Origin of the sequence: Nocardia sp. NPDC050713 (assembly GCF_040654315.1) — a bacterium.
Lineage (GTDB): Bacteria > Actinomycetota > Actinomycetes > Mycobacteriales > Mycobacteriaceae > Nocardia.
The window spans coordinates 151,133-164,496 of sequence record NZ_JBFAHS010000006.1 but is presented as its reverse complement, the minus strand read 5'-3'; the positions used below and the strand labels follow the sequence as shown (position 1 = coordinate 164,496).

General features: G+C 71.2%; 13 protein-coding genes. 8 read left to right on the top strand and 5 right to left on the bottom strand.

Going from position 1 to position 13,364, the window contains the following annotated elements; translation table 11 throughout:
- Positions 1 to 213 precede the first annotated feature (213 nt).
- Positions 214 to 870: an MspA family porin gene (locus tag AB0H49_RS14480; protein ID WP_357251304.1), complete on the bottom strand. Its 657-nt coding sequence runs from the start codon at positions 868 to 870 to the stop codon at positions 214 to 216.
- A 377-nt stretch (positions 871 to 1,247) separates the two neighbouring features.
- Here AB0H49_RS14480 and AB0H49_RS14475 point away from each other — a divergent pair, with 377 nt between their 5' ends.
- Positions 1,248 to 2,675, top strand: a complete 1,428-nt coding sequence (locus AB0H49_RS14475) for a PspC domain-containing protein (protein ID WP_357251301.1) — start codon at positions 1,248 to 1,250, stop codon at positions 2,673 to 2,675.
- A gap of 188 nt (positions 2,676 to 2,863) precedes the next feature.
- On the top strand, positions 2,864 to 3,499 hold the full coding sequence (locus tag AB0H49_RS14470; RefSeq protein ID WP_067785130.1) for a response regulator transcription factor: 636 nt from the start codon (positions 2,864 to 2,866) through the stop codon (positions 3,497 to 3,499).
- A gap of 180 nt (positions 3,500 to 3,679) precedes the next feature.
- Here AB0H49_RS14470 and AB0H49_RS14465 read toward each other — a convergent pair whose 3' ends face one another.
- Positions 3,680 to 4,804, bottom strand: a complete 1,125-nt coding sequence (locus AB0H49_RS14465; protein WP_355000048.1) for a serine/threonine-protein kinase — start codon at positions 4,802 to 4,804, stop codon at positions 3,680 to 3,682.
- 235 nt (positions 4,805 to 5,039) lie between these two features.
- Between AB0H49_RS14465 and AB0H49_RS14460 the strand changes: the two genes are divergently transcribed.
- Both AB0H49_RS14460 and AB0H49_RS14455 read left to right on the top strand, forming a co-directional pair.
- Positions 5,040 to 5,792 (top strand): hypothetical protein, encoded by a 753-nt coding sequence (locus tag AB0H49_RS14460; protein ID WP_357251296.1) that lies wholly within the window; start codon positions 5,040 to 5,042, stop codon positions 5,790 to 5,792.
- Positions 5,793 to 6,179: 387 nt separating this feature from the next.
- On the top strand, positions 6,180 to 7,751 hold the full coding sequence (locus tag AB0H49_RS14455; protein ID WP_357251294.1) for a DNA polymerase Y family protein: 1,572 nt from the start codon (positions 6,180 to 6,182) through the stop codon (positions 7,749 to 7,751).
- On the opposite strand, the gene AB0H49_RS14450 is transcribed toward AB0H49_RS14455, so the two are convergent.
- Together AB0H49_RS14450 and AB0H49_RS14445 are read right to left on the bottom strand one after the other, a co-directional pair.
- Positions 7,742 to 8,446, bottom strand: coding sequence for a class I SAM-dependent methyltransferase (locus AB0H49_RS14450; RefSeq protein WP_357251291.1), 705 nt, complete (start codon positions 8,444 to 8,446; stop codon positions 7,742 to 7,744). The genes AB0H49_RS14455 and AB0H49_RS14450 overlap by 10 nt on opposite strands.
- 65 nt (positions 8,447 to 8,511) lie before the next feature.
- A complete protein-coding gene (locus tag AB0H49_RS14445) occupies positions 8,512 to 9,381 on the bottom strand; it encodes an NAD(P)H-binding protein (protein WP_357251288.1) in 870 nt (289 codons plus the stop codon).
- 57 nt (positions 9,382 to 9,438) lie between these two features.
- Between AB0H49_RS14445 and AB0H49_RS14440 the strand changes: the two genes are divergently transcribed.
- From AB0H49_RS14440 to AB0H49_RS14430, 3 genes are all read left to right on the top strand, one after another.
- Positions 9,439 to 9,795: a helix-turn-helix domain-containing protein gene (locus AB0H49_RS14440; protein ID WP_355000043.1), complete on the top strand. Its 357-nt coding sequence runs from the start codon at positions 9,439 to 9,441 to the stop codon at positions 9,793 to 9,795.
- A 254-nt stretch (positions 9,796 to 10,049) separates the two neighbouring features.
- Positions 10,050 to 10,793, top strand: a complete 744-nt coding sequence (locus AB0H49_RS14435) for an alpha/beta hydrolase (protein WP_357251530.1) — start codon at positions 10,050 to 10,052, stop codon at positions 10,791 to 10,793.
- Between the two features lie 69 nt (positions 10,794 to 10,862).
- Entirely contained in the window at positions 10,863 to 11,753 is an 891-nt protein-coding gene (locus AB0H49_RS14430) for a sucrase ferredoxin (protein ID WP_357251527.1), read from the top strand.
- Positions 11,754 to 11,814: 61 nt separating this feature from the next.
- Here AB0H49_RS14430 and AB0H49_RS14425 read toward each other — a convergent pair whose 3' ends face one another.
- The gene (locus tag AB0H49_RS14425; RefSeq protein ID WP_355000040.1) at positions 11,815 to 12,282 is read right to left on the bottom strand and encodes an NUDIX domain-containing protein; all 468 of its coding nucleotides are present in this window, start codon (positions 12,280 to 12,282) and stop codon (positions 11,815 to 11,817) included.
- A 160-nt stretch (positions 12,283 to 12,442) separates the two neighbouring features.
- Here AB0H49_RS14425 and AB0H49_RS14420 point away from each other — a divergent pair, with 160 nt between their 5' ends.
- A complete protein-coding gene (locus AB0H49_RS14420) occupies positions 12,443 to 13,360 on the top strand; it encodes a hypothetical protein (RefSeq protein WP_357251284.1) in 918 nt (305 codons plus the stop codon).
- Positions 13,361 to 13,364: the final 4 nt, after the last annotated feature.

The following is a 13,364-nucleotide window of genomic DNA, read 5'->3' as shown; positions in this document are numbered from 1 at the left end:
GCGTCGGGTTTCCCGCGGCGGCATACAGATCGGCGAATCGTTCAGCGAAAACAGCTCGTGGCGAACTGGTTTCCCCCCGCGGCGCGTCCCCTGTCACGCGTGCCCACGGAAACATCTGGGCGGTACGAACACAGAGACAATCTACCCGCCGCCCAGCTTTCCGACGTCGGCGCAGGCGGTGCGCCGCATCGCGCACCGTCTGCCATTTCGACCTCACAGGAAGATCGGATCGCCGTAGACCGCTTCGCGGCCGCTGACCTCCGGCGATTCCGCCTCGACGATCGTGTACGAGCGGATGGTCAGCGGACCGCCGCAATCCTGCACCGAGACGTGGAAATCGCGGCTGACGAAGTAGCCGGTGCTGCCGGGCGGCAGCTCCTTGGTACCGACCTCGAAGGGCTGGACCTTTCCCGGCACGATCGAGAGATCGATGCTCGCGCCGACGTGCAGATCCGGGCCGAGGCCCGCGTCCACGCTCGACGAGGCCGAGTCGCCGCTGCTGGAGCCGCCGACCCGGATCCCCGCTTCGAAGCCGATCGCGGCGCCGAGATCGATGCCGACGGTCAGATCGACCGCGCAGGCGACCAGGTATCCGGCCTTCAAGGTGCCGGTCCCGCCCGCTTCGACCCGTCCGTAGAACGTGTCGTCGAGGAACACCTCCCGGTTGGTCGGCATGCCGTTCAGCGGCGGGACCGGATGAAAGGCCTGACCTGAGTGCCCGACGGTGAACCGGAATCCGTTCGGCCCCTCGACCGTCTTCTCGTGCGGCGCCATCGTCGCCGCCCCGGCGAACGGACTCCCCGTCAAGACCATGCAGACAACCAGGACCGCAGCTGAGAACGCCGCCGTCAGTACCGCCATGTGCTTCATGTGTTCCTCCCCGAAGTGCTTGCTTCCCGCCGGAATGCGGGTGGTGTCGAACCGGGTGATCCCGGTGGTGACCGGGGTCTTCGGCGACCCAACGGAAAGGTATGAGGCGGAGGATGCCCCGGCCTAGCGCCGCGAGCCGGTGGTGAGCGGGAAAGCGCTGGTCGCGGCGTCGACGCGGGTTTTCCGGTCCGGTGTGGTGAGGGTTGTCGCCGACCGGTACCGGACTGCGGGAATGGCCCGGCGGGTACTTGTGTCTTCGCAGCTCAGTAAGGTTCTTTGTCCGGACCGGACAGTTTCGCCCGCCCCCTCGGGGAGGAGGGCAAGATCAGGGTGATTCCTGATGGCCGGGGATGGGGGAGCGTGCCAGTATCGAAGGCATGCACCCCACCGGTCCCGCGTTCGACGCTGCCCGCGGCGCTCCCGCGCCGGGCTTCGGGGCCGCGCCGGGGTTCGACGCCGTCCGCGGCTACGGTCCGGGGCGCGTCGGTCCCGCCCCGGTGCTCGATCTCGGCAGGCATCCGCAGCTGCGGCTGGTGCGCCGGTCAGGCGGTCGGATCGTCGGCGGTGTGGCGGGTGGTCTCGCCGATCACCTCGGGCTCGACGTGTTCAAGGTGCGGATGGCGTTCGTGCTGCTCTCCGCGCTGGCGGGGGCGGGCATCGTCGCCTACGGCCTGCTGTGGATCTTCACACCGAGCGGCGCCGACTCGGCCAAACCGAGCGGCACCGAGCGACGCCAGGCGATCGGTCTCGCGCTGCTCGGGCTCGGTCTCTCGGTGGCGGTCTCGTGGCTGATGAACGGCACCGTCGCGGCGAAGGTGATCGTGCCGATCGTCGTCGTCGCGGTCGGCGCCGCGCTGGTCTGGCGCGAATACGACACCGACGGCCCACGCTCGTTGCTCGGTCTGCCCGCGCATCCCTCGGTGGTCACCTGGGCGCGGGTCGTTGCGGGCGCCACCATGGTGGTGCTCGGGCTCGGCGTCGTGGTGCTGGCCAGGATCGACTTGAGCGCGCTCGGTTCCGCGCTGATCGCGGTGGCGGTCACCCTGATCGGCGCCGGTCTGCTCACCGTCCCGCTGTGGCTGCGCATGATGCGCGCGCTGAACACCGAGCGCGCGGCCCGGATCCGGAACGAGGAACGCGAGGAGATCGCCTCGCACCTGCACGATTCCGTCTTGCAGACGCTGGCCCTCATCCAGCGCCAAGCGCACGACCCGCAGGAGGTGGCGCGGCTGGCGCGCAGCCAGGAGCGGGAGCTGCGCAAGTGGCTGTTCGAGGATTCCGGTCCCGCGCAGTCGAGCCTGGCCGCGGCGCTGCGCACCATCGCGGGCGAGGTGGAGGACCAACACGGCGTCAAGGTGACCCCCGTGACGGTCGGCGACGTCTCGATGGATCTCGACGACTGCGGAAACGGTCTGCCCAAGGAACATTTCACCGCGCTGCTCGGCGCGAGCAGGGAGGCGATGGTGAACGCCGCCAAGCACGCGGGCGTGCCGACCATCGACCTGTTCGCCGAGGTGGAACCGCACCAGGTGAGCGTCTTCGTGCGCGACCGCGGCGCGGGGTTCGACGTCGCCGCGGTGCCGCAGGACCGGCAGGGTCTCGCCAAATCCATCCGCGGCCGGGTCGAACGGCGCGGCGGCCAAGTGGAGATCCTGTCCACGCCCGGGCGCGGTACCGAGGTGCGGATCTTCATGCCGCGCAGCGATTCCGGTGCGCCCGAGGGGGCCGAGCCGGATACCGCTCCCGGTGCGACCGGTGATCAGCCGACCGAGCGCATCCGGCAGTCGGTGCGGTCGGGAAAGTAGTGGTGAAGGGTCCGCGGGCCCTCGCGCTCTGGAATAGCTCGCGCCGTCCCCGGTTCGTTGGGAGCTGAGTTCAGCGGCGGACACGCCGTCGCGGGTCCGCTTGTGGTACCGATGAGATGCGGGCGGCCTGCGGGTCGGCGCAGTCAGGGTGGGTTGCTCCACCGAAAGGTGAGGAGAAGCAGGTGAGCGTGCGGGTCTTTCTCGTCGACGATCACGCCGTGTTCCGTTCGGGTGTGCGCGCGGAGCTGAGCCGGGAGGCCGATATGGAGGTGGTCGGCGAGGCGGGCGGCGTGGCCGAGGCCATCGCGGGGATCAAGTCCACCCGCCCGGACGTGGTGCTGCTCGACGTGCACATGCCCGACGGCGGCGGCGTCGCGGTGCTGTCCGGTATCGAGGACGGCCCGGTCTGCTTGGCGCTCAGCGTGTCCGACGCCGCCGAGGACGTGATCGCGGTGATCCGCGCGGGCGCACGCGGCTACGTCACCAAGACAATCTCCGGCGCCGAACTCGCCGACGGCATCCGCAGGGTCGCGGGCGGCGACGCCGTCTTCAGCCCGCGGCTCGCCGGATTCGTGCTCGACTCGTTCACCGGCCGGTCACCGGTCCCCGAACCCCCGCTCGACCCGGAACTGGACTCGCTGACTCCCCGCGAACTCGAGGTGCTGCGCCTGCTCGCTCGCGGCTACACCTACCGCGAGATCGCCGAGAACCTCTTCATCTCGGTGAAGACCGTGGAGACCCACGCCTCCAACGTGCTGCGTAAAACCCAGCAGTCCAACCGCAACGCCCTCACCCGCTGGGCGCACCGCCGCCGCATCGACTAGTCCGCATGAATGTTCCACAAGCTCGCATCCTGCGTGGCGTGTGAACCCGTTGCGAGGCCGTCGACGAGTCCGTTCGCCCCGCTCGACCGGGGCGGATGGAGGTGTGCACGACACGCACGGCCCGGACGGATGCGGGATTTCGCAGAACGCGCATAGCCGGAGCGAATGCGGAGGTTTCGCCTACATCGCGATGACGATGATCCCGATGATGATGAGCATGCCGATGAAGAGGCCGATGGCGATGGCCAACGGGGCGTTGCTCGGCTGCGGCTTGGCCGCGCGTTGCGGCATGGCCGTCGCGGCGACGCCCACGCCGGGTGCGCTGCGGTGCGGGCGGGGGAGCGGGGCCGAGTGGGGGCTGCGCAGGCCGGAGGCCGAGTTCCGGGCCGCCCAAGCCGGAATGGTGCCGTCCTCGGTGCGCACGGGGGCGCCGAGAATGTAGGGCCCGGTGCCGGGACCGAAAGCGGCGGTGAGGATTTCGTCCCGCGCCTCGGCCATCGTCGGCCTGCGCTGCGGCGCGGGTTCCATCATGTGCAGCAGGGCGTTGGTGAGGATGCCGCTGCGCGAGGGCGGAATGATCTGGGCCATCGCGGCGCGCTCCACCAGGACGTCGCTGTCCTCGTGCAGGCCGAACGGCGGCTGGCCCTCGATCGCGGTGTACAGCGTGGCGCCTAGCGAGAACACGTCGCTGGCCTCGGTCGGCTGCATGCCGCGCGCCACTTCCGGCGGGAGGTAGGCGGGGGTGCCGATGATGATCCCGTCCGGGTCGTCGATCTCGCCCGCGCCGCGGGAGATGCCGAAGTCGCTGAGTTTGGCCATGCCGACACCGGGGCCGCGATCGGCGACGAGAATGTTGCCCGGCTTGATGTCGCGGTGGGTGATGCCCGCGGCGTGCGCGGCGGCCAGTGCGTCGGCGACCTGGGCGCCGATCTGCGCGACCTCGATCACCGGCAGCGTGTCGACCAGCGCCAGCGCGCGCGCCACGTTGCGCGAGGGTAGATGCTCCATCACCAGCCAGGGCTCGCCCGCCTCCAGCACAACGTCGTAGACGGCGATGGCGTGGTCGTGCGAGAGCTTCGCCGCCACCCGGCCCTCGTGCATGATCCGGTTGCGCACCTCGGTGGCCTCGGCCTCGGGCAGCCCGGCCGTGGAGAGGACCTGCTTGATGGCGACGTCCCGGTCGAGCAGCCGGTCGTGGGCCAGCCACACCGCGCCCATGCCGCCGCCGCCCAGCTTGGACTGGAGGCGGTAGCGGCCTGCGACCAAATAGTCGGGGCCGACGATGGGACGGGGGCGATCGATCATGGTGTGCAGGGTATCCGAATATCCCTGCGTCGCCGCGCTTCTTATGCCGACAAGTGGGAGCGCGCGAGTGCTCTTGACGGGATTCCGGGGGTGGGTTTCTACTGTAGGCCTATCGAACGTATATTCGATAAGAGATCGATAGCTGGATCGGTGCTGGCTCCCGTTCCTCCGTGTGGAGGTGGGGTCGGTCCGCTCGCTTCGCCTCGGAGTCCATCGTGGGAAGTAGGTGGTTGTGATGGGTTCGGACGTGCGGGTGGGGGAGACAGAGAGACAACAGAAGCTGGCCGAGCTGCGCAATCGGATGGCCGCCATCCCGGGACGCGGCGAGTCGGCGGCCGCGCGGGTGCCGTTCGCCGAGGACATGCGCCGCGAGGCGCTCCCGGTGCCCGATGCCCTTGCGGAATTGTTGCCGGAGGGTGGTCTCGGCAAGGGTTCCGTGGTCGCCTACACGGGTGCGCGCTCGCTGCTCGCCGGTCTGCTCGCCGCGGTGACCGAGCACGGCGGGCACGCCGCGGTAGTCGGGGTACCGAGGTTCGGGCTGCTCGCCGCCGCGGAGATGGGCGCCGAACTCGCGCGGCTGGCCGTGATCGCCGATCCGGGGCCCGATCCGATCGAGGTGGCGGCGGTGCTGCTGGACGGTCTCGACCTGGTCGTACTCGGTCTCGACGGCGTCGCCGTGCCGCCTGCGCGCACCCGCGTGCTCGCCGCCCGCGCCCGCAACAAGGGCGCCACCCTGGTGGTCACCGACGGCGACTGGCCCAACCCCACCCTGCGCCTGGACGCCCGCATCGCCGGATACGTCGGTCTCGGCACCGGCCACGGCCGCCTCCGCTCGCTGAGCCTCGAGGTCGAGGCGCGGCACCGTGCGGGCATGCCGCGGCGCGGACGTGTCGAGCTGCGCCCCAGCGGTGGTCGCGTCGAGTGGTTCGCCCAGGAGACCTCGCCCGCCCCCATCGAATTGCCGATCGCGCGGGGTGCGGCGTCATGAGTGGCGGCGCCGCCCCGCTTCCGCCGTGCCGCACCCTGATTCGGCCGCGTCGGACCTCCGGCATTCGGTTGGAACCGCGCCCCTTGGAGTTGGCCGAGGTTCTGCGGGCGACGTGTGTCGCGATCCGGCGGGATGCATGTCGCCGAGGTAGTCGGAAGAGCACGCTCCTCGCGATGATCTTCGACGCGGTTGGGCGGCGCGGTGTCGAGTGCGGCGGGGCGGCATCGTGATTCGGCGTGGACGTGCGTGTGGCGCGGCGGATGCTCGCGGTGTAGTGCCGGGTCGGTGTGAGTGGCGGTGTGGCGCCGTAAGTCGGCCGAGCCGGGTGCGTGGCGCCGGGCGGGTGCTCGCGGTGTGCCGTGCAGGTGCGAGTGGCGGGGCGGCACCGTGATTCGGCCGAGTCGGGCGCGGGTGCTCGCGGTGTGGTGCCAGGACTGGCCCGCGGTCGCGGCGGCGGCCGTGGCCGAGCTGCCGCCGACGCGGCCGGTGGCGGTGTTGTCCGCCAACCGGGTGGTGGCGTGCTCGGCGGTGGCACGGGCGGAGGGGGTGCGGCGCGGGCTGCGGCGCAGGGAGGCGCAGGCGCGGTGTCCGGAACTCTTTCTGGCGCAGGTTGATCCGGATCGCGACGCGCGATTGTTCGAGCCGGTGGTCGCGGCCGTCGACGCCACGGTGCCGGGTGTGGAGGTGCTGCGGCCCGGGTTGCTCGTGCTCGGTGCGCGCGGGGCCGCCCGGTTCTTCGGCTCCGAGGAGACGGCCGCCGAACGACTGGTCGACGCGGTGGCCGCGGTCGGGGTGGAGGCGCAGATCGGCATCGCCGACGAGCTGTCCACGGCGGTGATCGCGGCGCGGCGCGGTGCGATCGTGCCGCGGGGCGGGGGTGCGGGATTCCTCGCGCCGCTCGCGGTGTCCGAGCTAGCGCTGGAACCCAGCCTGGCCGCGCCGGAGCGCGCCGAGCTGGTGGATTTGTTGCACCGCTTGGGTTTACGCCGGGTCGGTGATTTCGCGGCGCTCGGTCCCGCCGAGGTCGCCTCCCGCTTCGGCGCGGACGCCGTCCTCGCGCACCGCAGCGCGCGCGCCGTTCCGGAGCGACCGCCCGCCGCGCGCCGCCCGCCGCCCGATCTCGCGGTGGACCAGCGCTGCGACCCGCCGATCGACCGGGTCGACGCGGCCGCTTTCGCGGGACGCATGCTCGCCACCCGCCTGCACGCCAAGCTCGCCGACGCCGCGCTGGCCTGCACCAGGCTCGCGGTGTTCGCCGAAACCGAAGCGGGCGAACAACTCTCCCGAATCTGGCGGTGCGCCGAGCCGCTCACCCCCGAGGACACCGCCGACCGGGTGCGCTGGCAACTCGACGGCTGGCTGACCCGCCGCGACCGCCCCACCGCCCCGGTCACGCTGCTGCGGCTGGAACCCGTGGAGGTGGTGCGGGCGGGCGCGCTGCAACTCGGCCTGTGGGGCGGCGTCGGCGAGGAGGACGAGCGCGCCCGGCGCGCCCTGGTTCGGGTGCAGGGGCTGCTCGGCGGTGAGGCGGTCCAGATGGGCGTGCTCAGCGGCGGCCGCGGTCCCGCCGAGCGCGTCACCATGGTCGTGCTCGGCGACGAGCGGGTGCCCGCGGCCGACCCGGAACTGCCCTGGCCCGGTCGGTTACCCGAACCCGCCCCCGCGGTGCTGCTGATGAACCGTCCCGTGGTGCGCGTGGAAGCGGCCGACGGAACTCTGGTGCGGGTTACCGAGCGCGGCCTGTTCACCGCCGACCCGGCCCACCTGCACTGGGGCAGCCGCAGCTGGCCGCTGGCGGGCTGGGCCGGACCGTGGCCGGTGGACGAACACTGGTGGGTCCCGGACTCCGCCGCGGCGGCGCGCGCCCAGGTGCAGCTGGGCGGCGACGCGGGCGACGTCCGAGTGCTGCTGCTCGTCTACAGCGGTGAGTGCTGGCGCGCCGAAGGTCTCTACGACTGATCCCGCGTCCAGACGAACGCGATGGTGAACGGATGTCCGCGCAGCTCAGCCCATTTCGGCTTGGCCCGCACCCAGTCGTCGTCCACGACCGCCTCGACGACCTCGGTGAGCGCCCAGCCCGCCGTCAGCGCGGCGGTCATGTGCTCGCCGAGCATGTGCAGGTGAGTGCTGATCGCCACCGGCGCGTCGCCCGCCGGCGTGTAGTGCGTCGGCATGCCGGTCACCATCATGAACTGCGGGTGGTAGCTGACCGTGACGCAGCGACCGCCGGGTGCGGCCAGCCGCCGTGCCTCGGTGTAGAACGGGCCGAGTTCGGGCAGGTGCTCGTCGATCAACGAGGCGATCACCAGGTCGTAGGCGCCCTCCGGCAAGCCGGTCGCCCGCACGTCCGCGCGGTGCAGCGAGGTGTGCGCGCCGCGGGCGCGGGCCAGTTCGAGCATGCCTTCGCTGACGTCGACGCCGTCGATCCATGTCACCCCGCGCTCGCGCAGCCAGCCGCCGGTCCGCCCGGTCCCGCAGCCCAGATCCGCCGCCCGCTCGACGCGGTCCCACACCGGAACGCGCAGCCGTGCGAGCAAGCCGAGATCCATCTCGTCCAGCACGGTGCGCTCGTAGGTGGGCGCCCAACCGTCGTATCCGGTGGTCACGTCGACGGTGCGGTAGTTGCGGCGGTCGAAGTCGGCGAACGTTGGCATGTGCGCATCCTGCGCCGCGATGTGCTCGAACGCCAACGGTTTTCGTGCGCCACGAAATCGGCTGCCTACCTGCCCACCTGCCAGTCCTGCCGCGCCGCCCAGTCCCGCAGCTCGGTGGCTCCCGTCTCCAGCACCGACGGGTCGGGTTCCGGCGGAGTGGGCGCTCCCGGGGGCGGCGGTGTGTATACCGCGGCGATCCCTTCGGCGGCCTCGGCTCCGAGGTGTGGGGTGAGCATTTCCCGATAAGCGTTGGGAGATATGGAATTCCACCGCACCGCGTGTCCCAGGACCGCGCTGAGTTCGGCGGCGACCTCGTCACCAGTCAGCGCCTGCGGACCCGCCACGATCCGCAGCGGTGGCGGAGTCGTGGCGACGATCAGATCGGCGACTGTCGATCCCAGGTCATCGAGCGCGACCCACGGGACGGGCAGTTCCCGCGGCAGCGGATAGGCGAGCTCCCCGGCGCGCACGAGCGGGGCGGACCACGGGGCGACGAGGTTCTCCATGTACTGCCGAGCGGGTGCGACCACCGTGGCCGCCTCGACGCCGCGGGTCAGTTCGGCGGACAACAGCACGCGGGCGTCCACGAACGGCACGCCGATGGGCGCGGGTGGCAGCACGGTGCCGGTATTGAAGACCACCCGCTCGACGCCCGCCTTCCGGAGTCCAGCCAGCACCGCCTCGGCCTGCCGGACGGCCAGGTCGGTGAAGACGAGCGGCAACTGCACGATCACGGCTTCGGCGCCGGTGTACGCGGCTGCGAGCGAGTCGGGTTCGAGCAGGTCGGCCTGGACCGGCTCGGCGTCCGGGGGCAGCACGCCGGGAGAAGTGCGGACGACGCCACGGACGCGGTGCCCCGCGGCGAGCAGGCCGCGGACGATGGCGGCGCCCTGGGTTCCGGTCGAGCCGTGGACTGTCACGGTTGATGTGTTCATGCCCCCGAAGCTAGTTTCAGAAGTAAAGCAATACCCAGCAAGTGATATAATTTCAAGATGGAAACCATCGGCTCTGAGCAGCGGAAACAACTGCAAGCCACCGACTGCTCGGGCTGCGGTGTGGAGCGCACGCTGAAGGTTCTCGACGGAAAATGGACGACGCTGATCGTCCGCGAACTGCTCTCCGGCCCCAAGCGCTTCGGCGACCTGCGCACCGCTCTCGGTTCGCCGAGCGCCAAGACCCTGACCGACCGCCTGCGCGCCCTCGAACACCAGCGCATCCTCACCCGCACCGTCTACGCCGAAGTGCCGCCCCGCGTCGTCTACCAACTCACCGAAGACGGCGAAAGCCTCGAGGACATCCTGTACGCGATGCTGAAGTGGGGCGAGGAACACCCGCTCGCCGGGAGCTGACCCCGAGGACGCCCTCCGCTCAGCCGCCGGCCCAGATCGTCCGGGCTGGATCGGCGGGCGAGACCCAATCCTGATCGAAGAACCAGACGAGCCCGTCCCCAGCGGCCGCCGCTGCGAACGCCAGGGCCGAGCCGACAACGGCTCCCATCCCCGCGGCGTCGCGAGTTGGTCCCTGTGATGCTGCCGACAAACACCGGGCGGTGGTCGGGCCGGGGTCGGTACTCTCGAACATCGTGAATCTGACGGCTGCCCGGATGGCGTTCGGTGGGGTGGAGATCGCCTATCGCGATTCGGGGGCGGTCGACGAGACGCCCGTCGTGCTGGTGCACGGCATGGGCGGGGACGGGCACACCTGGGATCGCTTCGCGCGTCGGTTGGCGCAGACGGGGCGGCGGGTGATCATCCCGGATCTGCGCGGGCACGGCCGCAGCTCGCACGCCGACTCCTACCGCTTCGACGAGTTCGGTGCAGACGTGCTCCGCCTGTGCGAGCACCTCGAGCTGAGCCAGGTGGACCTGGTCGGGCATTCGCTGGGCGGTTACGCGGTGTCGTGCGTCGCGCAGGAGCGGCCCGAGCTGGTGCGCAGGCTGGTCATCGAGGAATGTCCGCTGCCGCTGCGCTCCGGCGACGAGGAACTCCGGCTGACCCGCCGGTTCCCGACCCTGCCGGAACTCTGGCATGCCACGACCAGCCTGATCCGGCATCCGCGCGCCGTCCTCGCCTTCGACCGCTCGATGACCCGCACCGCGCTGGAACAGTTCCGCAAGCCGAACCCGGAATGGTGGGACCGGCTGGCCGACATCACCGCCCCCACGCTGGTGCTGCGCGGCGGGCCGGGCGGCATGGTCGATCTCGCGAAGCTCGAAGTGCTGCTCGGCTTGGTCGCCGACTGCACGGTCACCCCGTTCGCCTGCGGCCACAGCATCCACCGCGACCGTCATCGCGAGTTCGAGGCCGCGGTGCTGCCATTCCTCGCCGTGCCGTGCGGAATAGAGTGAAACGGTGCTCGTTACCGACCGGTCCGCCCCGGGCCCACGCGTGAGCGCGTGGTGAACGCGTTCGACGGCATGCTGTGCTCGGCGGCGTCGGCCGACGTCCCGCTGCCCGGCACCGCGACGCGGGTGAGCGCTTGGCTCTGCGTCGAACATCCCGGCGCGTGGGGCCGCGACGTGATCGGCGACGAGGTCCTCGGCCCCGAGATCACCGCCGAACTCGCCGCGCGCACCACCGCCGCCCGCGTCCGCCCGACCCTGATCCGTCGTCCAGGTCGCAGCGAATTCACCGGCGCTCGAACGGTTCTGCTCGTCAACTCGCGCGCCGAAGGCGGCTGGTGCGAGCGGCTCGAGATCACCGACCTGAAGCAGTTGCTCGAAATCGACCTGCACCTGCTCGACGGCCCGCCGCCAGGCATCGGCGAGCCAGTGGCCGACCCGCTTGTCTTGGTGTGCGCGCACGGCAAGCGCGACCAGTGCTGCGCCATGCTCGGCCGCCCCATCGCCGCAACCCTCTCGACCGCCTACCCCGACCAGGTCTGGGAGTGCTCGCACACCGGCGGCCACCGCTTCGCGCCCGCCATGGTGCTGCTGCCCTCGGGACTCACCTACGGCCGCGTCGACGCCGCCGCCGCGACCGCCGCCGTGGCGGCCGTCCACCGCGGCGAGGTCGCGCTCGCCGGATTGCGCGGGCGCAGCGGGCATCGGCCGGTCGAACAGGTCGCCGAACTCGCGGTGCGCGCCGAGGTCGCCGCGGGTCTCGACGAACTCCGGTCCGTGATCGAAAACACTTCCGGCACAACCGATCCCACGCACGCGGGCAGTGCGTTGGTCACCCACCGCGACGGCAGGAGCTGGCGTGTCACCGCGCGGACGGTCTCCTATGCCCCGCGCCAGGCCAGCTGCGGCGCGGGCCCGAAACCGGTCACCGCCCTTGTCGCCGATCCCATCCAGGCGCTGCCCTGATCGCCCTGCTCAAACCTATAGCCTGCGTACCGCTTTCGTCATCCAGTCCGTGGGCGGCGCCTCAGTGCTGGATCAAGCCGCCGACCCGGACAGGCGCGACGTGGCCGGTCGCCGGAAGGGTCTGAGCCAGGGTGAGCCCGATGTCGACGAGCGCGGACCTGCGCAGGCGGGCGACCTCTGGGATCGGAGTCCAAATCGACTCGGCGGTCTCGCCGTTCGGTTCGGGCCGGAGCCGGCCGCCGGTGATGCGAACCTGGTAGAAAATGCCGACGTTGTGGTGCTCGGCTCCGGCGCGCGCGGCGGCAGCGGGAATCACCCGCGAGTCCACGCCCAGCAGGCGTTCGACGATCCCGTGGCAGCCGGTTTCTTCGGCGACCTCCCGGATCACCGCGTCGAACGGATCCTCCGCGTGCTCGACCTTGCCGCCGGGAAGAGTCCAGTGGGTCTCGCCGCTCGGAAATACATGACGGGCGAGCAGCACCCGCTCGTCCTCGATGGACACCGCGTACGCTGCCAGTCTGAAGCTCATCACCGTAACCTCCCGCCGGACCCTACCCAACTCCGCGCGACATCCGGCACCACCGGGGTATTGCCTTGCGAGCGTGCGGCTTCGGATGCTGGCGGAACAGGGCGCGGTACGGGGCGGGTAATGTCCCGACGGCAAGCGCGCCGGTCGAGGGAGGGACGAGATGACGACACCGCCGTGGGGATCGAACGTGCCGGGATATCCGCCCGGATCGCCGAGCAGGGAGCTGCCTGCGCATTCCGGCGGACACCCGTTGCCATCGCAGCCGACCCCGCCGCCCGCCTCGCCGCAGGGCCAGTCGGCCCCACCTGCACCCGGCTATCCCGTCCCGCCGCACGGGAATCCCACCCCGCCACCGCCTGGGCAACAGCCCCCGCTCCCGCATGGCCCCACGACCCCACCTCCGCACGGTTATCCCGCGCCGCCCGGATATCCAGCACCGCAGCAACCTGGCTACCCGGCTCCACCGCCGCCCGGCTATCCGGGTGCGCCACAGGGATATCCCGCCCCATCACCGTATGGGCAACCGGCTCCTCCGCCGGGCTACCCGCACGCCGCCCCGCCGCCTCTCCAATTCCCCGGCACCCCCGCCGTCCAGGCCTACCTCACCGCGGTCACCCACCACATGACCCGCGGCCGCATGCAGATCGCCCAGCACATGGTCGGCCCGCTGATGAGCTTGGTCGGCGTCAACGCGGTGATCGCGACCGCGCTGAACCCGATCGATTTCGTGCTCTGCGTCGCCACGCTGGAGGAGATCTCACCGGCCGCCGTCGACGACTTCCCGCGCCACGTGGACGGTTTCGCCAAGAACCAGCGCAGGCGTAGCTTCATCGGGGTGAAGGGCGGCGCGATGGGCGTGGCCGCGCTGGTCTCCGAACGCGTGCACCCCGCTGCCGTGCAGGCGTTGCGGAACCGGCCGATGAGTTGGGGCTCGGTGGTGACGCCTGTGATCGTGGATCTCGGGAATCGCCAGCTGCACATCGCCTCCAACACCCCGGCCGTCGGCCTGGCGCTGTGGCACGGTGTGCGCTCACAGGCGCGGGCCTACCTGCCGGAGCCGCGTCAGGTGCTGGGGTAGCGCG

What these genes read in the sequence shown, in the direction of transcription:
- AB0H49_RS14460 (WP_357251296.1), top strand. Translation starts at nt 5,040, where the DNA reads ATGGGTTCGGACGTGCGGGTGGGGGAGACAGAGAGACAACAGAAGCTG.
- AB0H49_RS14465 (WP_355000048.1), bottom strand. Translation starts at nt 4,804, where the DNA reads ATGATCGATCGCCCCCGTCCCATCGTCGGCCCCGACTATTTGGTCGCA.
- AB0H49_RS14430 (WP_357251527.1), top strand. Translation starts at nt 10,863, where the DNA reads ATGCTGTGCTCGGCGGCGTCGGCCGACGTCCCGCTGCCCGGCACCGCG.
- AB0H49_RS14480 (WP_357251304.1), bottom strand. Translation starts at nt 870, where the DNA reads ATGAAGCACATGGCGGTACTGACGGCGGCGTTCTCAGCTGCGGTCCTG.
- AB0H49_RS14425 (WP_355000040.1), bottom strand. Translation starts at nt 12,282, where the DNA reads ATGAGCTTCAGACTGGCAGCGTACGCGGTGTCCATCGAGGACGAGCGG.
- AB0H49_RS14445 (WP_357251288.1), bottom strand. Translation starts at nt 9,381, where the DNA reads ATGAACACATCAACCGTGACAGTCCACGGCTCGACCGGAACCCAGGGC.
- AB0H49_RS14420 (WP_357251284.1), top strand. Translation starts at nt 12,443, where the DNA reads ATGACGACACCGCCGTGGGGATCGAACGTGCCGGGATATCCGCCCGGA.
- AB0H49_RS14435 (WP_357251530.1), top strand. Translation starts at nt 10,050, where the DNA reads ATGGCGTTCGGTGGGGTGGAGATCGCCTATCGCGATTCGGGGGCGGTC.
- AB0H49_RS14450 (WP_357251291.1), bottom strand. Translation starts at nt 8,446, where the DNA reads ATGCCAACGTTCGCCGACTTCGACCGCCGCAACTACCGCACCGTCGAC.
- AB0H49_RS14440 (WP_355000043.1), top strand. Translation starts at nt 9,439, where the DNA reads ATGGAAACCATCGGCTCTGAGCAGCGGAAACAACTGCAAGCCACCGAC.
- AB0H49_RS14475 (WP_357251301.1), top strand. Translation starts at nt 1,248, where the DNA reads ATGCACCCCACCGGTCCCGCGTTCGACGCTGCCCGCGGCGCTCCCGCG.